21 protein-coding genes and 1 pseudogene are annotated in these 26068 nt (G+C 41.5%); 12 read left to right on the top strand and 10 right to left on the bottom strand.

Translation table 11 applies throughout. The features are described from left to right. The first annotated feature begins 320 nt into the window (after positions 1 to 320). The 4 genes from NLP_RS21900 to NLP_RS33415 all read left to right on the top strand — a co-directional run bounded on the left by NLP_RS21900 (position 321) and on the right by NLP_RS33415 (position 3183). A complete protein-coding gene (locus NLP_RS21900; RefSeq protein WP_234017019.1) occupies positions 321 to 683 on the top strand; it encodes a hypothetical protein in 363 nt (120 codons plus the stop codon). Then, positions 646 to 849, top strand: a complete 204-nt coding sequence (locus tag NLP_RS35860) for a DUF6760 family protein (protein ID WP_104908214.1) — start codon at positions 646 to 648, stop codon at positions 847 to 849. The genes NLP_RS21900 and NLP_RS35860 overlap by 38 nt, the downstream gene beginning before the upstream one ends. Beyond that, complete coding sequence (locus NLP_RS21890) at positions 846 to 2837, top strand: FHA domain-containing protein (RefSeq protein WP_104908213.1); 1992 nt, start codon at positions 846 to 848, stop codon at positions 2835 to 2837. The genes NLP_RS35860 and NLP_RS21890 overlap by 4 nt, the downstream gene beginning before the upstream one ends. Positions 2838 to 3030: 193 nt before the next feature. After that, the gene (locus NLP_RS33415) at positions 3031 to 3183 is read left to right on the top strand and encodes a hypothetical protein (RefSeq protein WP_158680489.1); all 153 of its coding nucleotides are present in this window, start codon (positions 3031 to 3033) and stop codon (positions 3181 to 3183) included. Here the strand turns inward: NLP_RS33415 and NLP_RS36200 are convergent. The 4 genes and pseudogenes from NLP_RS36200 to NLP_RS21875 all read right to left on the bottom strand — a co-directional run. Further along, positions 3142 to 3246: pseudogene (locus tag NLP_RS36200) on the bottom strand (Uma2 family endonuclease); the annotation flags it as partial. The gene NLP_RS33415 and the pseudogene NLP_RS36200 overlap by 42 nt on opposite strands. Before the next feature lie 81 nt (positions 3247 to 3327). After that, positions 3328 to 3966: a Uma2 family endonuclease gene (locus NLP_RS21885; protein ID WP_104908212.1), complete on the bottom strand. Its 639-nt coding sequence runs from the start codon at positions 3964 to 3966 to the stop codon at positions 3328 to 3330. Positions 3967 to 4226: 260 nt separating this feature from the next. Beyond that, positions 4227 to 4964: a ParB N-terminal domain-containing protein gene (locus tag NLP_RS21880; protein ID WP_104908211.1), complete on the bottom strand. Its 738-nt coding sequence runs from the start codon at positions 4962 to 4964 to the stop codon at positions 4227 to 4229. Next, entirely contained in the window at positions 4964 to 6340 is a 1377-nt protein-coding gene (locus NLP_RS21875) for an AAA family ATPase (RefSeq protein ID WP_104908210.1), read from the bottom strand. Before NLP_RS21875 ends, NLP_RS21880 begins: the two co-directional genes overlap by 1 nt. Before the next feature lie 258 nt (positions 6341 to 6598). Between NLP_RS21875 and NLP_RS21870 the strand changes: the two genes are divergently transcribed. Beyond that, positions 6599 to 6970 (top strand): zinc ribbon domain-containing protein, encoded by a 372-nt coding sequence (locus tag NLP_RS21870; protein WP_104908209.1) that lies wholly within the window; start codon positions 6599 to 6601, stop codon positions 6968 to 6970. Between the two features lie 153 nt (positions 6971 to 7123). On the opposite strand, the gene nblS is transcribed toward NLP_RS21870, so the two are convergent. The 4 genes from nblS to purD all read right to left on the bottom strand — a co-directional run bounded on the left by nblS (position 7124) and on the right by purD (position 11444). Beyond that, entirely contained in the window at positions 7124 to 9070 is a 1947-nt protein-coding gene (gene nblS / locus NLP_RS21865; protein WP_104908208.1) for a two-component system sensor histidine kinase NblS, read from the bottom strand. 281 nt (positions 9071 to 9351) lie between these two features. Then, a complete protein-coding gene (locus NLP_RS21860; protein WP_104908207.1) occupies positions 9352 to 9696 on the bottom strand; it encodes a XisI protein in 345 nt (114 codons plus the stop codon). After that, positions 9684 to 10100, bottom strand: a complete 417-nt coding sequence (locus NLP_RS21855; RefSeq protein WP_104908206.1) for a XisH family protein — start codon at positions 10098 to 10100, stop codon at positions 9684 to 9686. Before NLP_RS21855 ends, NLP_RS21860 begins: the two co-directional genes overlap by 13 nt. A 45-nt stretch (positions 10101 to 10145) precedes the next feature. Beyond that, the gene (gene purD, locus NLP_RS21850; protein WP_104908205.1) at positions 10146 to 11444 is read right to left on the bottom strand and encodes a phosphoribosylamine--glycine ligase; all 1299 of its coding nucleotides are present in this window, start codon (positions 11442 to 11444) and stop codon (positions 10146 to 10148) included. 634 nt (positions 11445 to 12078) lie between these two features. On the opposite strand from purD, the gene NLP_RS21845 reads away from it, so the two are divergent. The 4 genes from NLP_RS21845 to NLP_RS21830 all read left to right on the top strand — a co-directional run bounded on the left by NLP_RS21845 (position 12079) and on the right by NLP_RS21830 (position 14707). Then, positions 12079 to 13038: an NAD-dependent epimerase/dehydratase family protein gene (locus tag NLP_RS21845; RefSeq protein ID WP_104908204.1), complete on the top strand. Its 960-nt coding sequence runs from the start codon at positions 12079 to 12081 to the stop codon at positions 13036 to 13038. Then, entirely contained in the window at positions 13005 to 13376 is a 372-nt protein-coding gene (locus tag NLP_RS21840; RefSeq protein WP_234017018.1) for a hypothetical protein, read from the top strand. The genes NLP_RS21845 and NLP_RS21840 overlap by 34 nt, the downstream gene beginning before the upstream one ends. A 186-nt stretch (positions 13377 to 13562) precedes the next feature. Further along, positions 13563 to 13766, top strand: coding sequence for a hypothetical protein (locus NLP_RS21835; RefSeq protein WP_104908203.1), 204 nt, complete (start codon positions 13563 to 13565; stop codon positions 13764 to 13766). Between the two features lie 302 nt (positions 13767 to 14068). Next, positions 14069 to 14707, top strand: coding sequence for a hypothetical protein (locus NLP_RS21830; RefSeq protein WP_104908202.1), 639 nt, complete (start codon positions 14069 to 14071; stop codon positions 14705 to 14707). A 336-nt stretch (positions 14708 to 15043) separates the two neighbouring features. Here the strand turns inward: NLP_RS21830 and NLP_RS21825 are convergent, their stop codons facing one another. Then, the gene (locus tag NLP_RS21825) at positions 15044 to 19021 is read right to left on the bottom strand and encodes a DUF2157 domain-containing protein (protein WP_104908201.1); all 3978 of its coding nucleotides are present in this window, start codon (positions 19019 to 19021) and stop codon (positions 15044 to 15046) included. A 320-nt stretch (positions 19022 to 19341) separates the two neighbouring features. Then, a complete protein-coding gene (locus NLP_RS21820) occupies positions 19342 to 20934 on the bottom strand; it encodes a glycosyltransferase family 39 protein (protein ID WP_104908200.1) in 1593 nt (530 codons plus the stop codon). Positions 20935 to 21585: 651 nt separating this feature from the next. Here NLP_RS21820 and NLP_RS21815 point away from each other — a divergent pair. The 3 genes from NLP_RS21815 (at position 21586) to NLP_RS21805 (ending at position 26063) form a co-directional block, all read left to right on the top strand. Beyond that, entirely contained in the window at positions 21586 to 22554 is a 969-nt protein-coding gene (locus NLP_RS21815; protein WP_104908199.1) for a TauD/TfdA dioxygenase family protein, read from the top strand. An 802-nt stretch (positions 22555 to 23356) separates the two neighbouring features. Continuing rightward, the gene (locus NLP_RS21810; RefSeq protein WP_104908198.1) at positions 23357 to 24826 is read left to right on the top strand and encodes an efflux RND transporter periplasmic adaptor subunit; all 1470 of its coding nucleotides are present in this window, start codon (positions 23357 to 23359) and stop codon (positions 24824 to 24826) included. Between the two features lie 19 nt (positions 24827 to 24845). Continuing rightward, entirely contained in the window at positions 24846 to 26063 is a 1218-nt protein-coding gene (locus NLP_RS21805; RefSeq protein ID WP_104908197.1) for an ABC transporter permease, read from the top strand. Positions 26064 to 26068: the final 5 nt, after the last annotated feature.

Genomic DNA, 26068 nt, shown 5'->3' with positions numbered 1-26068 from the left:
GGCATGGGGCATAGGGCATTGGGAATAGGAGAGTAGGAAAATACAGAAAAAATTTATTAACGGAGTTCAAAGACTCATTAAAGGAGTTCAAAGCCTCATTAAAGGAGTTCAAAGGCTCATTAATGGAGTTCAAAGGCTCATTAAAGGAGTTCAAAGACTCATTAAAGGAGTTCAAAGGCTCATTAATGGAGTTCAAAGACTCATTAACGAGTATCAAAGACTCATTAACGGAGTTCAAAGACTCATTAACGGAGTTCAAAGGCTCATTCACGAGTATCAAAGACTCATGCCCAATGCCCAATGCCCAAATAAAATAACCTATGCGTCGTAAAAAGGATACTCTCTGCACAGAATTTGCTTTCACTCTTCCTAGAGGGTTGAGTGATGGTGAACAACGAGTACATCGTCATGGGGTGATGCGTTTAGCCACCGCCAAAGATGAAATTTTGGTGCAACAAGAGCGCAAAGTTCAAGAAAATCCAGCTTACGGCGTATTAGTAATGCTTGCGCGGGTATTACTCGCTTGGGCAGTTTCAACTCTGTTAGTCCTGATTTACTCGAAGGACTGCTCTTACATGACATTGCCTATCTCAGAGAATTTTACAATCGAATCAATCAGCAAAGCAATGTACACATTCCGACACAATGTCCCCACTGCAATACTCAATTTTCAGTGGAGCTAGAACTAGCGGGGGAGTCGTAAGCTACCCCTCTGATACTTTATATGAGGAGGTAGCTTTTATTGCTTATCATTTCCATTGGTCACAAAATGATATTTTAAATTTAGAGCACACTACCCGTCAGCGTTGGGTAGGAGAAATCAATAAAATTAACCAAAAATTAATATGAAAGTAAAAGTTAGCTACTCACCAAATTTAAGTGAAGTCAATGAAGTTGACATTACCCTAGAAACTACACCGAGAGGAGAATGGGTAATAGGCCGTTCTCCTGATTCTGATTTAGTCCTAGACAGCCCTGATATCAGTCGGGTACATGCTAAGTTTTTTATTAAAAGTGGAAATTACTACTTCTCTGATCTTGGCAGTAGAAATGGCTCAATATTTAATGGGAAACAAACTGAAAAAGATCGATCATATTCTTTGAGCGATGGAGATATTATTCGGATTGCAGATTATGTTTTGATTTTGTCAGCAGTTGCTCCCGCTTATGAGCAACCAGAGACAGTCTTTAGAATTATAGATCCTTCACTGTTTTCTCGATCGCGATCGCCTGAAAATGTCAGCGCTGCCAATGTTGTCAATCCAGCCCCAGAAGCAGTCAACAAAGTTCCAGCGCCAATTAGTCAAGAAGTAGAAACACCTGAAATTAAAGCTGCTTCCCCAGAAATCAGCGAAATCTCAGAAGTTGTTTCTAATCAACCTGATGATGTCATCCCGGTTGTTGAGATAATCGCCCCTGAAAACATCATTCAACCACCAGAAGCAGTCAACGATGTTCCACACGATGTCCGTAATGAAATTGGAGATTTGCCTACATTCAGTAAACCAGATGGTGAGGAAGTAGGGGTTCCAGAAGTCAGCGAAGCCTCAGAAGTTTCTTTGACTGAACCTAATGACGCCATAGCTGCACGTGAGAACATCATTGAAACTCCTGAAGAGGAAAGTGTCCTTCCAGAAGCTAACCACGATGAGGCTGTAGGCTTTGAAGCAGCACTGGCGACAGAATCTACTTTCGTACAACAGCGTGATATAAGTGCTATTCCAGAAACTACCGACGACGAGAATGCAGAGTTAGAGGCAGCACTAGAAGCAGAAGTTACCTTCGTACAGCCACGGGATATTTTCAACGAAGTTCCTGCACAGAGTCCTATTCCCGAAGCTACCGACGATGAGAATACAGAGTTGGAGGCAGCACTAGCAGCAGAAGTTACCTCCGTACAGCCGCGCGATATTTTCCACCATGTATCTGAGGAGGAGAGTGACATTCCCGAAGCTACTCATGATGAAGTAGTGAATTTGGATACGCCAGTCGCAGAAAAAGCCAGTGAAGTTGTTGAAAACAAAGAGATTCAGCCACAAGAAGCATTGAGCCAAGCTACACAGGATACCACTGATGAAGCGATAGATTGGGATACGTCAGTTACAGCAGCAGACAGCGCAGATGTTGACAAAGTAGAACCTACTTCTGCGGTAGATGAAACAATAAGCAAAGTTTCTGAAGCATCAACTGCACCAGATGATGCCGTTGCGGAAGTTTTAAGCAATCAATACATTGATTTGAGTAATGCAAGTACTGAAGAAGTTAGTCTATATGTTGATGGTGTTGCTGCACAAATAAGTGAAATTTCTGACTTAACTGATATTCCATCTTTGGAAACAACAGAAAGTGGAACAACTGAGAACATCAGTCAAACTATTGAAGAATTACCTGAAGTAGAAGAAGATCGTTATGATGAAACTCCAGAAGAAACAAATGTCAGTGAGTCTCCTCAAGCAATCATTGAAAGAAATATAGTTTTGCTCGCTCATGAAAGCAAGAAATCAGAACTTGCTGAATTGGTTTCTGAACATCAGGAATTTTTCTCACAGAGTTTTACAATTACCTGGCCATCTGTTAGCGAAGTCTTACATCAACAAGCAGGGATAACTATTAGTCAACAAACTGCCGCACCAACTTCTGGAGGATATCAAACAATTGCTTCATTGGTTGGAGCCGGAGAAATTGTAGCAGTTATTTTCCTGCGAGATTTGCTGCAACCTCAGCCAGGTCAAGCAAATGAAGAAGCACTGTTAAGATTATGCACTATTAATCAAGTTTTATTGGCTACTAATTTGCCAACAGCAGAAGCGATCGTGCATTATCTGAAACACATATAGCAATTATAAATTAGTCACGAACAACAAGATACCCGACTTTTTTAATAAGTCGGGTATCTGATAATATTGGTGTTTGCAAGTAAAATATGATTACTATATTTTTTGAAAAGTTGCAAATTGCGTAGAATAATTTCAAGAATAAAAATTAATCTAAAAATATAGGTAGATTTTAAAGTAAAATCTATTTGAAAAAATGGTTGTAAATTTTAAAATTTTATTTAGACAGCCAGTTATTCTTTCAAGTGCGATCGCTACAATTTTACTAGTAGGAATTCAAAAACTGGGGGTTTTTGAGCCTCTAGAAATGAAGGTCTCTGACCAAAGGTTCACCATCATCAAAAATTAAATCTGTAGGTGGCATGGGGGGTTCCCAATCCACAACGGCTGCTGGATTTACCTCAGTATTCATGAGCGATCGCCTTTCTCAGAAAGCCTTAGATTTATATCATAATCTGCCGAGAGCTTGCTGAATTAAAGTGTACAAATTAGATTATAAATTATTATTAACCCAATCTTTAAAATTACGGATAGCTTGACTTCTGCCAATTGTTAAACACTGCTGAACATATTCATTCACTAATTCAACAATTGGGATATCAGGAAAATTAGGACTAGATTCAGATTTTATATATTTACCTTCTTTTAGCAAGAAAATTTCTAAACCTTGTTGTGTATGTCGCCAAAGTTCAGGAACTCCCAAAATTTCATAATTCTCAAACCGAGTGCGAGAAGTAATATCAATTTCGATTGCTAAATCTGGTGGTGGATCTACATTTAAATCAATGCGATTTTTACCAATGATAGCAGCTTGATTTTTAATATAAAAACTGGTATCTGGTTCTACTGCTTGCAGCATTCGCTCATTTTTAAGAGTTGTAGAACCAAAAGGCTCAAAATCAATTTGAAGTTTGTCTAATAAAACTCTTACTAATTCACCAATATATTCTTTATCTTTTTCGTGTTCTGGTAGGGGAACCATAATTTCTAACCAACCATGACTATAAGAAATACGTGCAGCACGCCTTTCCCCCATTTCTTCTAAAATCTTTTCTAACTGCTCCCAAGTAATATCTTGAAACAACATTTGTTGACCAGGTTTTACAATAATTTGTTGCAGTTTTAAAAGCATATTACCTCAGAAAGTTGATGTAGGAATTTATGTTGCCGATAGAATTTATAAATCAACTTTCTTAAAGTATATCGCCTTTGAGCAGGAGTGTAGATATTATGTAAAAAGATCAATGTAATAGAAGATATAGATAATGCAAATGCAACTCACTATTACGTAAAACCCAACCTACAATTATCTTGGTGGCTCATGGCTCACACAAAGACGCAGAGAAGAGCTATGCAAGTTTTTACACCGCGAATAACTTATTTAAATAACTACTAACTCCTTGACCACTCATCAATAATAGTCAAAATTGTTTTATCACCCAATTTTATTGTTTTATCACCCAAGCTTTTAACAGACTTTACTACATCGCGGTAATCTTCAAACTCTTGCTTTGGTTTCTTGCGTCGAGCATCAAATATGCCCTTTGCAAGTTTTTCAGCTCCAGGAATCCTAGAGCGTTGTAACTTTATAGATAACTCGTCTTTATCCAAAGAGTTCAATAAACTAAGTGGATTACTTTGTTCACTCTTTTGGGGAATAAGGTTTTCAAGTTGCTTGAACTGACTATCTATTCTCTGTCTTTCTTGTAGAAATTCTGACTTAAACTCATTAAATTGCTTCTCAAGACGTAATTCTAAATTTGCCAGACGTGGTTCTAACTTTGTTGTTTCAGACTGTAGTGTTACTTGTTTAGTAGAAGAATCAATTTCTTTGAGAGATGCAACTTGCTTTACTACTAAATCCTCTAATTTTGGAGCAATGACAAAAGCATTAACCATCTCACCTTGTCGAGGGTTTTTTTCTCGCGCCCTGACAGCAGCATAATATTCAAAATGTCCATCAACTACCGTATAGCTCTCTACTCCTGTCACTTTCACAACCAATGGTCTGATAATTCCTCCAGTTTCTATAATTATATCTGCAAGGTTTTCTAAATCAGCTTCTGCAAAATTTGAACGAGGTTGATTAGAAGCAATACTTTTGACATCCACTAAAGAAAAATTAATCATTAATAAACCCCCATTTTTCGGATAACTTCATCTGCTAATACATTAAATTCTTCAGCAGAAATTTGAGCAGAAGTTTTTAACTCGGCAAATTTTATAATAGATTTCGGGTCAGGATATTCTAAATCTCCAACTGGGATAGTCTGATTCATACATTCTGATAACGCTGTTCTGTCATAAATTACAGATTCCATTATTGGCAGTTGATAGCGCTCTGAAATTACTTCTCTCTGTTTCGGGAAATTGTATTGTAAAAATTTAGCATTTGTTGAGATTTTAGAAGCAAGAACGCCGATTATATTAATGGGCGATTTACCCATCATTTCTCTCGATTCATTAATTTGATTAACAAAATTTTTGACCGTTGGTAAACCTTGGTTAGCAAATGGTTTCAAATCGGATGGAATTATCAGGTAATCAGTAGCAATCAGTGCAACTTCAGCATACAAATCTCTAGAGGGAGGAGTATCAATAATTACAATATCATAGTTATTTTCTACCTTTTTTAGTTTTGTTACTAGCCTGCTCCTACTAGCTAATATTTTATTGAGTTTCTCCTGATATTCAATTAATGTGATATGTGAAGGAATAACATCAATTTCTGGATTGTTGAAATAATCAGATGTACGCACGACTTCTGGAATAAAGTTAAAATCTCCTGATTCTAATAAATGGTATACGTTCCGCTCTCTTAAATTATCATCTTCTTCAAATTGAAATTTTATTAATCCTGTAGCGAAAGTAGTATTTGCCTGGGAATCTATATCAACTAAAAGTACATTTTTACCTTTTTTACGTAATGCTGCTGCAAGATTGACTGCAACAGTAGTCTTACCAACGCCGCCTTTGTTGTGGTAGATTGCAATCGTTTTCATTGAATGTTGCCTCTTAGTTTCAAAACTTAAATTATTTTCTATTTGAACTTCTGGTTTATCTACTAACTGTCCTTCTTTCAGGCTATCTCTACCAATAAAAAATTTAATTTCATCTAACTTGATCTCAACTTCCTTTCCAGAACATTGAAACAATAGCTGAATATCATATTGCGATTTTTGATAAATTCTGATTTCTTTGCCATTAGTCAGCAACCCATACCTGACATTCAAGCTAGTTAAATAATGCCTGAGTCGATGGATATGATGATTTAAGTTTTGTTTGGGATGCTTCGCTTCCATGACGACACTCAACGGTGAGTTGGCATCTAAGACAAAGGGAATCACTTGTGCGGCAAATGCTAAGAAATCTAAGCGGATGCTACCAACGGCAACTTCTTGATGCCAGGTGTCAGGAGTATAACCTAGCTGCGGTAGCAAATATTGCACTATGAGTTTGCTTTCAACTTCGCTTTCGTTACGGCACAGCTCAGGATTAAAAGGCAATATTTTTATACCTCTAAATAATTATTGGACTTGGGACAAAACCTGATATTTGCTAGATTATGGCATAGCCTTAATTATGTTGAGTGATAGAAATCACTTATAAAATCTAAAAAATCATCATAAAATTAGTACTTATGCTGATAAAGTAACCAATTTTGAGAGCTAGCCATATTCAAAATTAACAGGCTACGTATGTATTTCCCCATTATCCCTGTAAATGGCTAAAATCAAAGTGTTTACCTATTTGCGCTAAAGGTTTTGGCTACTGTATCTTGTCCCCATTGCCATCAACTTGTTGATAGTCAAGCTATTAATTGTCCCTATTGTCGGACTACACTCAAAGCTTACGGTCATCCCGGTATTCCATTGCACCGCGCTGCTGGGGATGGGTATCTGTGCGACACCTGCACCTATCACGCTGATGATACTTGCAATTTTCCTAAACGTCCCTACGCCAAAGACTGTACCCTCTACCAAAATATTGAAGAGACAAAATTAGAGTTGGAACAGCAGCGTTACACTAACAGTTTTGCAGTAACTGTGAAAAGTTGGGTAAAACGCAATCAGGCTTTGTTGTTGCTATTAGGTTTATTATTGGTATGTTTGTTGTTCGTTATATTAAGGTCTTGATTTGGGTTTAGTGGGGAGTAGGGAGCAAGGGAGGCAGAGGAGCAGGGGAGCAGGGGAGCAAGGGAGAAGTTGCAGTAAGTTTTCCCCTCTGCCCCTTTGCACCTCTGCACTTCTGCCTCTTGTACCCAATCCCCACTGCCCATTCCCTAACCTTCAAGCTGTGATGATGTTGGATGCTTCTGCAATAGGCTCAACTTGTATCGGTGGCGCTTTTTCCTCAAAGGTGGCTAAGTCAAACCAAAAAGTAGTGCCAATGCTGACTTCACTCACTAGATGGACTTTACTACGATGTCTGTCGATAATATTTCTGACAATCGATAAACCTAAACCCGTGCCTTCTAGGGTGTGAACTCGGTTTTCTACGCGGAAGAAGCGTTCAAAAATTGAGTGTTGATCTTCTGTGGCGATGCCAATTCCAGTATCGGAAATTTCAATTCGCACTGGTGCAGATTGGGTGTGACTGGGCTTGAAATCTAGTTGGTAGGCGCGGATTGCTACTTTACCACCGGCTTTGGTGAATTTAAGGGCATTACCAATCAGGTTGCCAAACACTTGTACTAACAGATCGTAATTACCTAATACTAGCGGCAAATCAGGGGCAACTTCCTGAACAAGTTCAACACCTTTATCTTTTGCATTGAGTTGGTAAGTACGCAGGGTTTGCTCGATCGCTTGGGCTAAATCTACGCCATCAAAGCTGTAGCTGCGACCAGATTCGAGTTTTGACAAATCCAAAACATCGTTAACTAGGCGGGTTAGGCGATCGGTTTCATGGTTGACTGTTTGCAGAAACTCTTGCCGTTCTTGTAAAGCTAAGTCTTCGCCGTAGTCGTGCAGGGTTTCAATATAAGTTTTAATGTTGAATAGAGGTGTTCGCAGTTCGTGAGAAACGTTGCTGATAAATTGACTTTTTGCATCGTTTAGTTCAACTTCACGGGTTATATCTTGAATAGTAATCGCAATACCTTTGATGCTTTCCCTTTGCAGGTTGAGTACTGTAGTCAAGAGAATGCGGATCGTTCGTGGGATAGGTTGGTTAATAAAAATTCGGAATTCGGCGCTTTCGCATTCGCCTGCTGCCATTTCGTACAAGGGACGGGTGATTTCGATTTGTACTGATGCTGGCAAGTGATGTAAGACATTGCAACCTACTACATTAGCGGCTTCCCAGCCAAAAATTCGCTCTGCTGTGGGGTTGACTAAAATCACCTGCATGTTGTTATCAATCAACACAGCACCATCTGCGATCGTGGAAACTAGGGTTTCTAGTTTGGCTTTTTCTGCGGTCAGTTCTTCAATGTTCTGTTCTTCATAGCGCTCTAATCGCTCTGCCATCTCATTAAAGCTTAAAATTAATTCCCCTAGTTCGCCGCCTAAAGGTAAATTAATGCGCTGCTTAAAATTCCCGGTAGCAATTTGCTTTACCCCCACGAGTAGTTCTTTAATGGGCTTGGTGATGGTCAAGGCGTTAATCACTCCTGCCAAAATTACCATTACCCAAATTGTGATAAAAACGGCAATGGTGACATCGCGGGTAAAATTGGTGGAGATAACAGCGGTCTGATTGGGGTTGATCCCGATCGCTAATACACCTAAGTATTTTTTATTGACAATCAGGGGAATAAATACATCGGTGACTATCCCATCTGGGGTCGTGTGTTGCCGCACCATCGGCTTTTCCCCATCACCAGGGTAATCTTCTGGCAGTTGTATCCGCCGTTTAATGGTAAGGGAGTTTTCTACCTCAGCTTCCCAAAAAGGAATGCCAAAAAAGATTTCCCCGTTTTCATCGGCATAAAGCATATAACGCACGCTAGAGGTGCTGCTATAAAAGCGTTGGGAAAATTGGGCAACCTCTGTAAGATTATTGTCAGCGATCAAGGGGGCAACGTTGGCAGCAAGCAGCAGCCCTAAATCACGACCAAAGCGGGTGTCATTCATCCGCGCATCCTGCTGAATTGTATTCACAGCCCAGAAGGTCAAACCACTCATCACCAACGAAACTACCATTGTGGCCACAGCCAGCAGTTTAGTCTGGAGGGTGAACTCTGACCACCAACTTGCGATCTCATCTCGAATTGTTTTTAACAGAGTTAGCATCTTAAATAAAGTTGTTAGTAGTCTTTGTTATAAAGCCTAACAACTTAAAAATTAACAGTTAATTTGACAAATATGTTAGGGAAAGAGGGAATGGGGGAGTGCCAGGGGGTATCTCTGTTAAGGTGGTATTAACGAATTTAACTCATTTGAGCCATAACATGTTGATATCCAGTTGAGGATTAACGCGTTAAACCCCATTTTTGCGACTATTTGGTTACGCACAGATGAGCACGTGATTTTGGGTTAGCGGCGAGCAAGATATTCAAACCGAAGCGTCACCGCTACGATGCTACTGCAAAATCTGTGTACTGCCGCATCTTAGGCTCATGGAATGCCAACACTATATCTTCCTGGGCAACGCCTGCACGAACTAGGTCAGTTGCAATACCATATTCAGTCCAATCTTCCTCAATCCAAAATTTGCAATCTCGAATCCGAATGTAGACAGTCATACCAGTAATGCGTTCGCCATGTTGCCAACCAAGGTTCATCCAAATATAGTGACCCTTTGGCTCATCCATAATCAAGAATGTTTCGATGTCTCGGTTAGGACGACGGTTACATAGTTCTACATACTCTGTCAGGATACGCTTAATTATCTTGGGATACTCAGTTAATTTATCCATTGTGTGATTTCCTCTGTTTCTGTATCGACAACAATGAGTGGAAGTTGATGTTTGTGGAGGATGAGTTGAATCACATCCTGGTTGAAAAAATTTTTATAAGCGATCGCACCAACAGCAAGGTAAAGTTTACGGTCTGGCGCTGTTTCCTCTAAAAGATAACGGTAGATGTCATACTGACCGAGAGCTTCTTTCAAATCTTGTATCTTTGATGCGCCAACAAAGCTTTTCACTTCAACAACAAGTTTTTGCCCATCTCGTTCAGCCCCAATTGGGCGTTCAGCACCGAGATCAGCGTATAAGGTTGTTCTTCGATACTGAATTACGTAGGGGTCGTCTGTAATCGCCCAGCCGTCCTTGATGAGTGCGTTTTTTACCGCGTTATGGATAATGTCTAACTTGGGCATAGCTTAAGTATAAATCAGCCTTCAAGCCGACATCAGGCTGGATGCTTATGGGGTTTCCCTCTGCTTCACGCTGACTACTCTATGCCCAATATCTCTCCGGTAATACATTCCCTGAAACTGAATATATTTGATACTAGCGTAGGCTTGGGCGATCGCTTGCTCAAAATTTTCTCCGATTCCCGTCACATTTAATACTCGACCTCCATCTGTGACTATTTCTTGTTGCTGGTTTAATTTTGTACCTGCATGAAATACAGTTGCTCCTGTTGCTTCTGCCTTCCCAATGCCAGTAATCACCTGGCCCTTCTCATATTCTCCTGGATAACCACCGGAAGCGGCAACGACAGTGGCAGATGCTCCTCCTTTCCAAGCAATGGGCGGCAATTCACTTAAGCGCTGCTGTACACAGGCTAGAATCAACTCTTCTAGGGGTGTTTCTAACAGTGGCAAAATCACCTGGGTTTCGGGATCGCCAAAGCGACAGTTAAATTCCAAAACCTTCAAGTCGCCATCGGGTGCAATCATTAACCCAGCATACAGCACGCCTCGGTAATCAATGCCTTTGGCTCGTAAGGTGGCGATCGCTCTTTCTAATACTTCTGTTTGAATGCGTGCCATCAACTCTGGTGTAGCAATGGGTGCGGGGCTGTATGCTCCCATCCCGCCAGTATTTTCTCCTGTATCGCCGTCACCAATGCGCTTATGATCTTGAGCTGGCAACAAGGGTCTAATTGTTAACCCATCGGTCAACGCTAAAACTGACACCTCTTGCCCAATCAAACATTCTTCAATGACGACAAATTTACCAGCACTGCCAAATTGTCCTTGAAAAATTGCATCAACGGCACTTTCTGCCTGGGCAACTGTTTCAGCTACCGTTACACCCTTACCAGCCGCCAAGCCATCAGCTTTAACAACAATTGGCGCTCCCTGAGATTTAACGTAAGATTTTGCTGCCGCAGCTTCCGTAAATACCGCAGCCCGTGCCGTCGGAATCCCTGCTTCTTGCATCAGGGCTTTTGCCCAAGCTTTACTCGCCTCAATTTGCGCTCCCGCTCTGACTGGGCCAAATACCATCAATCCTTTGTCTTGGAGGTAATCTGTGATTCCCTTAGCTAGGGGGACTTCTGGCCCAACTATTACCAGAGTTATGCCATGTTCTAGAGCATATCGGCTCATGCCCTCAAAATCATCTACTGCTAAAGGCAAGTTCTGGCAACCTTCCATACTTGCCGTGCCCCCATTCCCTGGTACACAGACAACTTGCTCAATTTGCTTAGATTGCAACAGTTTCCATGCTAGAGCGTGTTCGCGCCCCCCATTACCGACAACTAAAACTTTCACTGATTTCCTCGTGCGTCTCTTGCAAAATGAGAATACCTGATTCGGCTCTCGCGGATCAATTTTTTCATCAATTCTCACACTTGTGCAAGTCTTTGGTGATTTACTATACTTATTGCAAAATTCCCCTAACACTCCACCCCCAACCCCTCCTGCGGGGTTGGTGTTACACAAGTCAAATTACCCCCCTTAATCTCCCCGTTTATTGGGGGGGAAATAGGAATCTAGTTCTTTCCCCAATGCATCGGGGAGGCTTAGGGTGGGGTAAAACTGACGCGAAAAACCAGGTAAGTAAACTATTTCAGATTTGTGTATACACCGTAGGCGGGGTGGGGTTGTTTTATTTATGCATCACTTTAATTCTTTGAGGTGCTGACCTATTTTAGCCATTGAATTCCAACTGCATTTATTCTAAAAATTAAATTTCACTAATTAGTAAAGTTTCAATTTTTATTGTTAGCAATTACTAAATCAAGTTAATAACATATTTTCCGCCCAAGTGTATTAGTTTAATTATCTTTTCTGCTGATACAACTAAAAGGATCTATGAAAAAATCCTCAATTAATCATCAATTTTTGATTATAATTATTAACTTGTGAATATAGCGGTTAATCAGGATATAAAAAAATCGGCAACATGGCTAAAATTATTGTTACTGGAGTCGCAGGCTTTATTGGTTCTCATCTTGCAGAAACATTGCTAAAACAAGGAAACGAAGTGATCGGGATTGATGAATTCAATGATTATTACGATCCTATGTTAAAGCGAAACAATGTTGCACACTTGTATCGTTTACCTGGTTTTGCATTAATTGAAGGAGATATGCAGTTTTTAGATTGGCAGAAACTCTTAAAAGATGTTGATGTAGTTTACCATCAAGCGGCACAAGCAGGGGTCAGAGCAAGTTGGGGTAAAGCTTTTCGAGGCTATACAGAACGAAATGTTAACGCTACACAAGTTTTGCTGGAAGCAGCTAAAGATGCTAGACACCTAAAAAGATTAGTGTTTGCCTCTTCATCTAGTGTATATGGTGATGCAGAAACATTGCCTACCCACGAGAGAATTTGTCCTCAACCAGTTTCTCCTTACGGCATTACGAAGCTAGCAGCAGAATTTTTGTGTGAACTGTATTACAAGAACTTTGGTGTGCCCTGTGTGACATTGCGCTATTTTACAGTTTATGGCCCCAAACAGCGCCCAGATATGGCATTTCATAAGTTTTTTCAATCCATTTTGCACGATGAGGCGATTCCTATTTACGGCGATGGCCAGCAAACGCGGGAGTTTACGTTTGTTAGTGATATTGTCGCCGCTAATTTAGCCGCCGCTACCGCACCCCAAGTAGTGGGAGAAATCTTTAATATCGGTGGTGGTAGCAGGGTGGTTTTAGCAGAAGTCTTAAATACGATTGAAGAAATTGTTGGGAAGCCAATCAAAAGAAACCACATAGAAAAAGCGATAGGAGACGCGCGCCACACTGGTGCTGATGTATCTAAAGCCCAGAAAATTCTCGGATATCAACCGCAAGTCTCCCTAAAAGAGGGTTTGACGCAGGAATGGGAGTGGGTGAAATCTTTGTATTCCCTATCTTCCTAATTTTCCTGATCCTCTTTATCTTTGGACTTAGTAAATTTAAGGCAGAAATTGCTACAGCAAAAGCGGAAGTTCTTACAGGGAAGGCGGAAGTTGCTACAGAGTGCGCAAAACACGGAAACGTGAAGGCGGAAGTTGCTACAGAGTGCGCAAAACACGGAAACGTCAAGACGGAAGTTCTTACAGGGAAGGCGGAAGTTGCTACAGAGTGCGCAAAACACGGAAACGTGAAGGCAGAAGTTCTTACAGGGAAGGCGGAAGTTGCTACAGAGTGCGCGAAACACGGAAACGTCAACCCTGGAGCAATATTTTTTGATGTATTAGGGACTTCCAACAAATAAATTATCCAATCTTGCAGGGATTGACCAAGATTTTTCCCAAACCGATGGCTTGCTCATACTCTTGCTGATTGTGAATCGTAAGCAACGGTGCGATCGCACTTTTATATCATTACAAGCCAAGCAAAATCATGCTTTTACAGGTTACTCTTAAAATGGATATCAAATCGTAAACACGTTTGGCTAACAATGGTATCTAATGAGTTAATCAAACAATTACGCAAACTCGATCGCGTAGATAAACTTCAGATTATTCAACTTTTGGCTGCCGAGCTAGCAAACGAAGAAAATAATCTGATAAAATCTGGTGCATCATACCCCGTTTGGTCTCCTTATGATGCGGTAGATGCTGCCAATATTATGTTAGAAACTTTGAATGCTGAAACTGATTGAAATTCATTAATGGCGTTACGAATTAATGTACAGAAAGTAGGCTAACACACAAGCGATCCCACTTTGTTTGAGCTAATGAATGTTGGGTTTCCTTACGTCAACCCAACCTACGGGGATGAGCGATCGCACTATGTATCTCGAAACGCATCTTTTCTTTTCTGACATTAATAAATTAAGGGGCTTGTATCCTTTTTTTTATTGCATGAGTGCCTTCCTGGTTTTGGTCACATTGCGGAATTAGCTGATTCAAACTTGAATCTATATGTAATCCTAAGTTTCACATTGATGGTTTACAGAGAATTATGAATTTCAAACACTTAAAGCAATATCGTTTACTGTCATCTACCGCAATTTTAGTTATGGGAATCGCAACACTAACGTCACTTAGTTTTTTAAGAATCAGCCAAGCGAATCAAGCGAATCCTGCTTCGACATCGGGCGTAAACAATCAAGCTGTCTATACTGATCGCTACGGCTTTAAATTCAGCTATTCTCCAACTCAGTTTGTCGTTGTTTCTCAATCACCTCAATCGGGCGATACCTCGGCGGTAGGCTGGATCGCCATCTGGACAAAACAGGACTATCAAAAGATCAGTGGTGTATACGAAGGAGACTATCCACCCAACGTCACTATATCGGTGCATCGCAATCCTCAGCAACTTTCTTTACAAAAATGGATTCAGCAGAAAGACTGGATTGTAGACGCAAAAAACTTTCAGCAGCGAACAATCGGTGGACATAAAGGACTATTCTTTACCTATCGTGGACTTTATGAGCATGAAAATATCATTTTCAAAAACCCTAGAGATAACAATATGATTTTGATTAGCTTTGCCAAAACGAATTACGATACTAGTAATGATGTAGTCTACCGAAAAGCGTTTAACGAAGCGATCAATTCATTAAAATTGGCAAACGTTGCACAAAGGCGATCGCTATAGTCAATTGCGTATTCCGAAGTACGCAATTACAAATTAGGAATTAGAAATTTTTAATACTTAGTACAACACGGCGTAAATAAACCACCCCTGACGCTCGATGACTCGCTAACGCTGCGCTAACGGGTGACGCTCGCAGGCTGGCTAACGCTGTGCTAACGGCAGTTCCTCATGGGGGGAACCCCCAGACGCTCGATGACTCGCTAACGCTGCGCTATCGCCCTTGGCGTCTCCCCTTGGGAGAAGAGCGGACTGCCTCACCATTCAAAATCAATGAAACGCTTACGGTGTATTCCTGCTTGAATTTTGAATTTTGAATTCCGCCTTGCGGTACTACCCCTATTCCCATGATTGAAATTCATCAATGGCGCTACGAATTAAGGAAGTTATTTGAGCGCGACGGGTTTCAAAGTTGGCGGCGATATAAATCAGTAAGATGCCAACTAACAAGCCAACAACCCATTTTAAAAAGGAGTACTGCAAGCTGAAAATTACCGATTGATAGATTGTAGTGATTAAAAAAGTGGCTGTACCAATGTAGAGAAAAGCTCGTACTCGTAAAGCTAATCCAGCAAAAATGGCGATGAGACTGAAAATTCCCGGTATCCAAGCTGTATTTTGATGAAATAAAATTGCCCATCCACAAATTAAACCACTACCTAGCACTCTCAGAATATGGCGAGGGGTTTTATACTCTGGTAGCCTCAGTTGGGTATCCACTAGAGCAATATAAAGCAGTGATAATCCAATGGGTGTAATGTACCACAAAGTATCAGTCAAGCGTAAAGAATCAAACCAACGGTAAAGTGCCCAATCAATCAATGCCACACTAATATAGGTGAAACGGATGTTTTCACCCACCTTTGCTAAAAAGATGTAAAATCCAGCTGCGAGTACTAAGGTAATGGGGTAAGTTTGCAGTCTGGTTTCCCATAAAATTATCAGAGGTATGATGTATGCAGCTTGTTGCCAAGGTCTTTTAGACCAACCCCAACTTTCCCAAGGTAGAATGTACAGAAAGTAGGCTACCACACAAGCGATCGCACCATTCCAAGGAACTAATGGCCCAGCCCAAAATCGCCCTACTGCTGTTTCCCGCCAATAAATCCTCATGCCGGCTACCTCTAATAAGCCAAGGTAAACCCACATCTCGGCGATTGTAATTCCTCCGAAGAAATTGGGGGAAGTGGGAGAATTTCGTCCCTGAAAGATAGCATAGCGAATCAAAAATACTCCAGTTGCCAATCCCACCAAACGGTTAACTCCAATGGGAAGAGGAATAGCAGCCATTAATAAACAGCTACCCCAAACCCAGTGAATATGGGCAATTCTTTTCAATTCTTCGGGAGTTAGGCGGAAGTAGCTGACAAGCCAAGGCGACAGAATGCGGTAAGCATACATGATACTCGCGCCAAGGGCAGACATGGCAATTAATCCATCACCTAATGCTCCTCCTGAAGCTTGTGACATTTGATAGAACAAAAGTTCATAAGCAGAAATTGATACGCCAATAATTCCTAAATACAGCAGGGGTTTAAAGCTTTCGCGCCGTCGCCCCACGCCAATAACAATTAAAGCTGCACCCAAGGAATACAACCCTGTCCATTCGGTGAAGGTGTTCAAACGTAGCAATATACTGAATGCACCATAAATTAATGGCAAAATGTGCAGACTGCTAGGAAACCTTTCTAATTGATGTCGTCGTCGCCACCACTCGCCGACAAGTTGAGTAATTAAACCCAAGGCGATGTTTGCGATTGCAATTCTCACAATTGAGCGTTCCCCCAACCCTAGCACCTGGCTAATCAACAATTCCAAACACCAACCAATCCCATAAAATGCCCAATTTGTCGGTTCGCGCCAACTGCGATAAACAATGGCTGCCAGAGCGATCGCAGTGGCAATTAAGAACAAAAATCCCGAAGTAGTAAACCCTTGGTAAATCAGCACTGAGTGCAGTGTCAAACCTAACAATTCCAAACCACATAAGGTGATCGCCCATTTATCGCTAGCGGCTGCATAGATAACTGCTAATTCGTTACCGCGTCGGCTTAAAACAGTCCGCGCTAACCATAAACTTAGAGTTGCGATCGCTCCAGCGACAAACCAACCTGCTACCGCTAGGCGAGGTAAACCAGGTATACCCGTCCACAACAGCACCCCAATGAAACTTAAAACAAATCCTTCTGTAATTAACGCAGATACTTGGTTTCGCAAATAGCGCGTATTTGCAAACATCAATCCAGCACCTACAGCCAAACCAATTAATCTGATTCCTGATAGTTGTAAAGTCACTAGCTGGGCAATTATCACAGCCAAGACACTCAAGTAACGGCTAGTAATCTGCCGCTCTATAATTGTGGCATTGGCAACACCCGTCAGAGCTAAAGGCGTAACTAGCCATAAAACTCCCCAATCAGATCGGCTATCAGCGATGCCATACCAAGATGATTCTGCATTCATCCACAAAAGGAAAAAACTCGCTGCGGCTAATCCTAAACCGATATCCCATGCACTACGTTGCCATAGTCCTTCCTCCAAGCTAAATCGCCATTCTGCAACCATGAGAGCCAATAAAATACTTGCCCAGGCTTGTTGAGTCAGGCTGGGGAATAACCAATTAATGGTAAAGCAAAACGTCAGCACCCCCATGATGTGAGTTAGGTATACCAGGGGAAGGGATGAGGGGGAGCGGCGTTGAGTAACGAATGCGAGAGTGGCGGTAGAAAATAGCAGATTTAGCGATCGCAATGTGGGATTTACTATAGCGATCGTTGTTAAAAAAGCTCCAAATAACAGGGTGAGCAGTTCGCCAAATTTAGCTAATTCTCGCTTTTGGCTGCGATACAAACTATCTGTAAGCGCCACCATCAAAATTACGTAGGGAAATAAAGCTATACCCAGCAGCGCCCAAGGTTCATTTTGAGAATTGGTGAGTTGAGTACCAGTTGCGATCGCTAATTTCTGTAAGTTATCAGGTACTAATCGCCAACTTAGCAAAATCGTCTCTAAGCCGATGACAAAAACCCCTGCAAAGTCTCGCTTTAAACTGTAACGCCGCAAGCGACTCCCCACAAACCACAAACCCAAACCACTGACAGCTATTGCTTGCCAAGGATAATTTACTACCGATACCAGCCAACCTAGAAAGAGTAAAACGCCCCCAAGTCTTTCCCAGAGTAAAAGAGATGAGGGAGATAAGGGAGATGAGGAGTATATTAATGTTACTTCCCCTACTTCCCCCGCTTCCCCTGCTCCCCGGCCCCCCTGCTCCCCTGCTCCCCTGCTCCCCTGCCCCCCTGCTCTCCTTCCCTGCTGTGCTAACCAAATCATCAACCAGCCGCAAATACCAATAGCTAACCCCAAGAGTGTGACATCTACCTTGGTAACAAAAATTGCCCGCACCAACAATACTATTAAAGAATAAATAATTACAGTAGCAGGTAAACTAATACTTAACCTACGGCGATCGTCACTGACAGTATGAGGCTGTTGGAAAAGATTGTGATAAACGGTAATGATAGTTGTGGCGATCGTTGCCAGATAAACAGCAATTAAGGGAAATCCTCTTAATTGCCAACCCCAATGCAGATAACTCAGCCCTAGAATATTTGCTAGAGGTAATTTGCCAGGATGTAAATTGGTAAAAATAGTCTGATTTTTGGAGAGTAAAACAGTTATAGCAGTCAGGGTAGGAAAGGCGATCGCAACTACAATCCAATCCACAGGATTTTGCCACAACCGAAAGCTATCCATTGCCCAAAAATTCACTGGCACTAACAAAAGAGTGGCAATCAGCAATGTCTGAGCCGTCAATCTGAGGTTATTTTGCCTAGTCGCCCAAAAGCTTAATCCCCAAAAACTCAAAGTATAAGCAAATAAAACCCCGTACTGTCCAGAAGCGGGAAACCTCGCCCATTGACTAGCAGCCAGTACCCCAGAGGATACCACTACCAAGAAAACCCCTAGAAAAAGTAGCCAACGCACACTTAGTTCTGCCCCCAAGGACTGCAACATTATGCTGATAAAGTTGGGTTTAGCTGGTTTTTGTTGTGGTTGTTTACCGCTACTAGCTTGTAAAGCTGCTATGGGCAACTGCTGCACGGGGTCGGAAGTTGCAAATACTACCTTTGTCTGAGCTTCAACCTGGGGTTGCAACACCACCGCACATATCAGAAACTCTCGACATAACTGCCTGACTTGGGCATCAGATATTAGACCTAAACGCAACCATATATCCAGTCCTTCTAATAATTGAGGATCGGAAGATGGCAGTCTGATTTCAATTTTTAGCGGGCGCTCAAGGGGGGATGACATAAGCGGCAGCAGTAAAAGTATATACTCAAATTATTTGTTTAATTAAAGTATATTTTTGCTCTAACTGTGCGACTCATAAGGCTAATTGATATTAATTTTTAACCCAATACAGTTCAGATAAGCCCAAAACCCTAATGTAGAGACGCGATTTATCACGTCTTTTTGATTTATCGTGTCTTGAAAAACCAATTATCTACACCAATAACCCTTAACCCAAGCGGATTGATTTTTAACCTACAAGCGATATTTAAATGCCAACTGTCTGCTTTTAGTTTCCACCTTGCAGTTTCCTAACCACTAGATATGCCCGTGTACTTGGTTTAATTAGGTTTTGTTATTTTCCAGAGATAATGGTTTCCCTGCTGTAACTTTGAGTTATAAACTTTTTCAATTCCAGCTTTTAAAAAGTCAGACGGCTCGAACAAGAACAAAAATATGTCACTAAAGCCGTTATTAATCTCTGGTAACTGATTTTTTCCTACAATTTGAAATTGCACTTTTGAGTCGATTAATTTACTAAGTACTTGTAGCTGTGGAAAAAGGTTATCCTCATCACTAATTAAAAGCGGTTTCTTCCCTTGATTAATAATATTAGCAATTTGAGGATATTCTTGGTATTTATCAGGCACTTGGTTCCACCAAATCTGCGCTTGAGAGTGAACCATACAAGATACAACTCCGCCCATAATTACCATAAACGCTACAAGCGACCAAAACTTTTTTTGCCAAGCTTTAGTATAAATAGACGCGATCTTAGTGGTAAATAGGTAAGCAACAGCTAACTGTATACCTAAAACTGAAGGAAGGGTATATCGACTAGTAGCAAACCGCTTTTGAAAGACGAAATCTGTTATCAGTAAAGGAAGCCCTACAGATCCAATCAAGGTTAAGACAAATAACCAAACTTTTTTAGAGGTTTTTCGACATACAAAATAAATTGAGTAGCTGATTAAAGCTAAAATAATTAAAATAAAAGGAATTAAGACAAACTTAAGTTTTCCCGGTTCGTTAAGACTAATACCTAAATCAATAAACGCACGACTAAAGATACCAGCCCACCTTGTAGCTGACATCAATAATGTTTGTTTAGTATTCGCCCAAGTGACTGCTTCTGGCTGAGGATTGGTAATAATAATCCAAATCCAAGGTACAAAAGTTATAAACCCTGCAAACAATGATAGTACGTAGGAAATCGATATTTTACTCAATCGGAAACCTTCGATTACAACTAGATAAATTCCCTGTCCAAAAGCAACCAAGGTAAAAAATAGATGAGTATAAAACCCTATTGATAATGTTGCTGCATAAATGCACCAACTAACATTTGTTTGAAGGCGCATGGCTCGCAGCAGTGCTACGCTCGATATTAATATGGCTACTATCCCTAAACTATACGATCGCGCTTCTTGTGCATACACAATGTGAATAGGTGAAATAGCTACTAACCCGATGGCTATCCACCCTACTAATGAAGACTCAAATAATTCTTGACATAGCCAATAAATACAAGGAAAGGTAAGCAGACTAATAAATGCCGAAAAACTTCTGATCGCTGCTATAGAATTGCCAAAGCACTCTACCCAAAACCGGGTAATTAAGATGTATAGTGGCAAAATCTGCGAATCTTCTAAAATAAGCCCTTTAATTGTATCAATTACATTTTTTTCAGGATTAGGATACTGGTATTTATGTAAATCTTCTATGCCAATCAAATGACCATTACTTAATTGCGTTTTCATTTCTGACTGCGTATAGCCAGATATGCGTAATGATGAAAAAACTTCATCACCCCAATAAATTTTTTTATCAATATTGACGAAGCGGAAAAATGCGCCTATTACTAATAGGATGATAATTAAAAAACGTAACCAATATTTAGAAAAAGTCCATTTCTGTGATAATTGCTTTTTCATATAGTTTTTAATTTCCTCAAAGCCTTAATCAACGTTGGTAAAAAGGCAAATCATAATTTGTTATTAGCCTGATGCTAAGGAAAAAATCAAATTAGTATCTTGAAATAGGAAAGTAGACTAAAATTATTATTTATTTATAAAATTTACAAATTAAAAAATTAAATACAAGGTATTCTCTTTTTAACCAGTATTTATTTTGCAGCTTTGGGTAAAGCTATACTTATAGTAAATATAATTGTTTTTTGTCCTCCTATAGTATAAAATAATCAATCAATAAAATAATGGTGTTATAAATAAAAAGATTTTATAAAGTTTATATAAAAATATTATGAATACGCCTGTGAGTAGCAAAGAATACAGAGAGGCTATTGTGGAATCGTTGTAAGTTTCAAAAAAGGCACTTGCAGCAAAAATTTAGTGCTTGCTATATACACATTTAATTAGGTAGCTTGCTTTTACCTCCGGTAAGAAGCTTCTTAATCTGTGTTGCGAATTTTAACTTGCCCTTGCTTGGACTAAATCGACCGTTGTTCCAGCAGTCTAAAATACTGGCAACCAATACTACGGTAAATCGATCGATTTATAGTACGATAATTTAAATTGCGATCGCTTGCGAACACCGCCCTATCGATCAAATTATGGAGAATTGACATGAGCAACAAACAGATTGAAGTCAGACAGGTAGCAGGTTTCATCGGTGCCGAAATCAGCGGCGTAGACCTGTCGCGTCCTTTGCACGATGATGCAGTCAAAGAAATTCGTCAAGCACTATTGAAGTGGAAAGTCGTGTTCTTTCGCGGTCAAAACATCGATCATGCGGCACAGATTGCATTCACGGCTCGTTTCGGCGAAGTGACTTACGCACATCCCCACGAAGATGAGCCGATTGAAGGCTTCTCAGAAATCCTGCCCATTGACCGCAGCCGTTACGAGCGGCGCAATGGTCTGCGCCGTTCCAGCTACGAGAGCCGTTGGCACACCGATGTTACAGCAGTTGTCAACCCACCTGCGGCATCAATTTTGCGTGCGGTTAATGTCCCTAGCTTCGGTGGTGACACACAATGGACAAATCTAGTTGCAGCCTATGAGGGTCTGTCAGCACCCCTGCGGGCCTTGGCAGACACATTAAAAGCCGAACATCGCTTCAATGCGCGTTTGAATTTCCCCAGCAACAGCAAGATTGCCCAGCGCATCGCAGCCAATCCCCTGGTTTCAATCCATCCAGTAGTAAGGGTTCATCCTGAGACTGGTGAACGCGCATTGTACGTCAACCCTGGCTTCACCTCGCACATTATCGACGTATCACGACAAGAGAGCGATCTGCTGCTTGAGTTATTCTTCAACCAGATCGCCAAGCCCGCCTACACCACCCGCTTCCGCTGGAATAACGGTGACATTGCGTTCTGGGACAACCGCGCTACCTCCCATTTAGCCCCTCAAGACTTGGATCATCTGGAAGTCGAGCGTGTCCTCTATCGCACCACCATCACGGGCGATGTTCCAGTTGGGCCCGATGGTTTCCGATCGCAAGTGGTTGAAGGTGAGGCGTTCAATAGCGAACTACCAACCGTATTGAAGAACAAAGCTGAGAAGTTAGAAGCAGTACCAGCGCTTTCATAAGCTACAGAGTGGTAAACAAGGGCTGCGCTGTTCGTAGCCCAGTTTACCTACTGAAGTATTTAGCGAAATATAAATTTATTTGTGTAAGTAAGTCGGCACAATAAAACCAAACTGTGTGAAGAAAAGTAAATAAGGCTCAAACCCTCTCTCCTCCTGCTCCCTGCCCCCAGCAAGAACTGCCTTATCCCAACGATAATTATTTACGCAGACCTACTTAGGATTAAGTAATTTTTACAGCAACTTTGAATGATTCATCAGAACATTTTGATCGTTTCTTTTGAGTGAATGCAGTTAAAGCTTTGGTGTCAGCTTAGTGCTGGAACGTCAAATAAATCAAAGTCAAGTTGGTGCTTGGTTATTAACCCAATTTCAGCAATAATTACAAACCCCTTTGGGGTAGAGAATAGGGAATAGGGAATGTGGAATGGGAAATAGCGAGTAGGGAAAAGAAAAGGATACAGAGCAACTAATGCCCGATCGCACTATAGCAATCCTATCTGATTTGTGAGAATTGCCCGCCGTAGATTCCCAACTTCTCAAAAAAGTTGGGGATCTTGTTTCTCACGAATAGTTCAGGATTGTACTAATATGCTGTGGCTAAAGTCACCCTTTTAGGTGAAGACATACAGAAATACGAATGCCTAATATGAAGAAAGATTAAGCAACTGTGAAGCGAATTATGCGTCTAGTTGTTAATTGACTCATAAAAATTTAATCATAAAGCTTTAACAACTCCGTACTTTCCACTTCTCCTCTAACTAAAAAATATTCTTATACAGCAAGATTTACAGGCTTCTATAATATGGCTACGCACATAGAAATTCCAGTTATTGGCAAAGTTAAGTATCCATTGCGCTGGCTGGTGGGGCTGATGGCGGGGAGTGCTTTGGTTGTGGGTACCATAACAACTTACACTTTAGTAAATCAAGGGGCAAATAAAGAAGATATTGCTCAATTAACTGTGCCAGTAGCAGCACAAAACGTCACGTTGCGGATTACAGCTAGTGGCAAAGTCGTGCCAGTTCAGAGCGTAAATATTAGTCCGAAGAACCCCGGAGTGCTGTCGCAATTATACGTGGAACAAGGCGATCGCATTCAACAAGGGCAAATTCTCGCCCGGATGGATAGTGCCAGTATTGAGGCTCAAAGGAGCCAGTACCGTGCTAACTTAGCCCAAAGTCAAGCACAGCTAGCGGAAGCTAAGGCTGGTAGTCGTCCTCAAGAAATCGCTCAAGCTAGGGCGCGATTAGCACAATCTCAGGCCCAATTAGCCGCAGCTAAGGCTGGTAATCGTCCCCAAGAGATTGCTCAATCTCAATCCCAAGTTGATGCAGCTCAAGCAAAGGCGAATTACACCAGTGGACAGGTAAAGCGTTATCAATACCTATACGAACAGGGAGCAGAGAATAAACAATTACTCGATCAAGCCATCAGCGACGACAAAAGTGCTAAAGCCAGTTTAGAAGAAATAAAAAAACGATTGTCGTTAGTCCAAAGTGGCACTCGCAGTGAGGAAATCGACCAACGCCAAGCGGCTGTTAACGAAGCACGGGCAGCATTGGTACTGTTAGAAGATGGAACCCGTTCTGAGGAAATTGCCCAGCGTCAAGCCGCGGTTGCATCTGCTCAGGCTCAGTTAAAGGGTGTGCAAGTGCAATTAGAAGATACTATTATTCGCGCTCCTTTGTCGGGAATTGTTACCCAAAAGTATGCCGAACCCGGCGCGTTTGTCACACCCACAACTTCTGCTTCTGCTAGTGCATCGGCAACTTCCAGTTCAATTGTCGCCGTAGCACGCGGTTTAGAAGTATTAGCTCAAGTTCCTGAAGCCGACATTGGCAGAATTAAACCGGGGCAGCAGGTGGAAATTGTTGCTGATGCCTATCCCGACCAAGTTTTTAAAGGTCATGTGCGCCTGATTGCTCCCGAAGCAGTGATAGAACAAGGTGTGACATCTTTCCAGGTGCGGGTTGCTCTGGATACTGGCATAGATAAACTGCGTTCTGGCTTAAATGTGGATCTGACTTTTTTAGGCGATCGCGTTAATAATGCCTTGGTGTTACCAACGGTGTCAATCGTCACTGAAAAGGGTAAAACTGGCGTACTCGTACCAGATGCAAAGAATAAACCCCAGTTCCGCGAAATTACAGTTGGGGCACAAATTCAAGACCAAACTCAGATTTTAGAGGGAGTTAAACAAGGCGATCGCATTTTTGTTAACCCACCCAAAGACTACAAAATTGAAAAGACCAAAGAAAAAAATAATTCGTAATGCGTAAGTCCTATAAGATATGAATTTCCTCGAAAGCATGAATATGGCGGGGAAAACCCTGCTGTCAAATAAACTGCGTAGCGCTCTCACGATGTTGGGTATAGTTATTGGCAACGCTTCGGTGATTGCCATGATTGGGATTGGCGAAGGTGGGCAAAAGTACGTTAATAAACAGTTGGAGTCATTAGGGCCAAATGTGCTATTTGTACTGCCAGGTAATCGAGAAACTCAGCGCATCTCCTTTGAAGTGCCAAAAACTTTAGTGTTGCAAGATGCAGAAGCGATCGCCTCTCAAGTACCAACAGTAGTAGGAGTTGCTCCCGAATTAAACACCAGACAGGTGATTACTTACCGCAACAGAAACACCGATGTCAACATCATTGGCACAACTCCTTCCTTCCTACCAGTGCGGGATTTTGAAACTGCTAAAGGCAGGTTTTTCTCTGAGGTAGACATCAAGCGAAGTAACCAAGTCGTTGTGCTAGGTGGAGACTTGACAGAAAAACTATTTGGTAATAGTAACGCTATCGGTCAGCAATTGCGAATTGGAAATACCAGCTTTCAAGTGATTGGGACGTTAACAAGCAAAGGTTCCAGCGTGGGAGCAGATTATGATAATGCTGCCCTAATACCAATCACGACATCTGCAAACCGACTTGTAGGCAAGAATTCTCCCTATGGTATCGCCTTAGATTACCTCGTTGCTGCTGCTCGTGATTCCGATAGTGTGGATGCAGCCGAATTTCAAATTACTAATTTGCTGCGTCTACGGCACAAAATTAATGGTGAAGATGACTTTACTCTTCGCACCCAGAAAGATGCTTTGCAAACTGTCGGTCAAATCACAGGTGCATTGACAATTATGCTCGCTGCGATCGCCGGCATATCCTTGTTTGTCGGCGGCATTGGCATTATGAATATTATGCTAGTCTCCGTCACCGAACGCACCCAAGAAATCGGATTGCGAAAAGCGATCGGCGCAACTGAGCAAGATATTTTGCTACAGTTCATCATTGAGGCAGTAATAGTTTCCGCAGCCGGCGGCTTAGTTGGGACTGCGATTGGCATCAGTGGCATCCTATTAGTGGGAGCCTTGACTCCTTTAGAAGCGAGTCTTTCTCCTGTAGCGATTACTATGGCAGTTGGTGTCTCTGGGGCTATTGGTTTATTCTTTGGCGTTGTTCCTGCACGTCGCGCTGCTAAACTCGACCCTATTGTGGCTTTGAGAAGTGCCTAGTACCG

It is taken from the genome of Nostoc sp. 'Lobaria pulmonaria (5183) cyanobiont' (assembly GCF_002949795.1).
Classification (GTDB): domain Bacteria; phylum Cyanobacteriota; class Cyanobacteriia; order Cyanobacteriales; family Nostocaceae; genus Nostoc.
The sequence above is the reverse complement of the archived record's forward strand: the minus strand, read 5'-3'. Positions and strand labels throughout refer to the sequence as shown.

What these genes read in the sequence shown, in the direction of transcription:
- NLP_RS21900 (WP_234017019.1), top strand. Translation starts at nt 321, where the DNA reads ATGCGTCGTAAAAAGGATACTCTCTGCACAGAATTTGCTTTCACTCTT.
- NLP_RS35860 (WP_104908214.1), top strand. Translation starts at nt 646, where the DNA reads ATGTCCCCACTGCAATACTCAATTTTCAGTGGAGCTAGAACTAGCGGG.
- NLP_RS21890 (WP_104908213.1), top strand. Translation starts at nt 846, where the DNA reads ATGAAAGTAAAAGTTAGCTACTCACCAAATTTAAGTGAAGTCAATGAA.
- NLP_RS33415 (WP_158680489.1), top strand. Translation starts at nt 3,031, where the DNA reads ATGGTTGTAAATTTTAAAATTTTATTTAGACAGCCAGTTATTCTTTCA.
- NLP_RS21885 (WP_104908212.1), bottom strand. Translation starts at nt 3,966, where the DNA reads ATGCTTTTAAAACTGCAACAAATTATTGTAAAACCTGGTCAACAAATG.
- NLP_RS21880 (WP_104908211.1), bottom strand. Translation starts at nt 4,964, where the DNA reads ATGATTAATTTTTCTTTAGTGGATGTCAAAAGTATTGCTTCTAATCAA.
- nblS (WP_104908208.1), bottom strand. Translation starts at nt 9,070, where the DNA reads ATGCTAACTCTGTTAAAAACAATTCGAGATGAGATCGCAAGTTGGTGG.
- NLP_RS21860 (WP_104908207.1), bottom strand. Translation starts at nt 9,696, where the DNA reads ATGGATAAATTAACTGAGTATCCCAAGATAATTAAGCGTATCCTGACA.
- NLP_RS21855 (WP_104908206.1), bottom strand. Translation starts at nt 10,100, where the DNA reads ATGCCCAAGTTAGACATTATCCATAACGCGGTAAAAAACGCACTCATC.
- NLP_RS21845 (WP_104908204.1), top strand. Translation starts at nt 12,079, where the DNA reads ATGGCTAAAATTATTGTTACTGGAGTCGCAGGCTTTATTGGTTCTCAT.
- NLP_RS21835 (WP_104908203.1), top strand. Translation starts at nt 13,563, where the DNA reads ATGGTATCTAATGAGTTAATCAAACAATTACGCAAACTCGATCGCGTA.
- NLP_RS21830 (WP_104908202.1), top strand. Translation starts at nt 14,069, where the DNA reads ATGAATTTCAAACACTTAAAGCAATATCGTTTACTGTCATCTACCGCA.
- NLP_RS21825 (WP_104908201.1), bottom strand. Translation starts at nt 19,021, where the DNA reads ATGTCATCCCCCCTTGAGCGCCCGCTAAAAATTGAAATCAGACTGCCA.
- NLP_RS21820 (WP_104908200.1), bottom strand. Translation starts at nt 20,934, where the DNA reads ATGAAAAAGCAATTATCACAGAAATGGACTTTTTCTAAATATTGGTTA.
- NLP_RS21815 (WP_104908199.1), top strand. Translation starts at nt 21,586, where the DNA reads ATGAGCAACAAACAGATTGAAGTCAGACAGGTAGCAGGTTTCATCGGT.
- NLP_RS21810 (WP_104908198.1), top strand. Translation starts at nt 23,357, where the DNA reads ATGGCTACGCACATAGAAATTCCAGTTATTGGCAAAGTTAAGTATCCA.
- NLP_RS21805 (WP_104908197.1), top strand. Translation starts at nt 24,846, where the DNA reads ATGAATTTCCTCGAAAGCATGAATATGGCGGGGAAAACCCTGCTGTCA.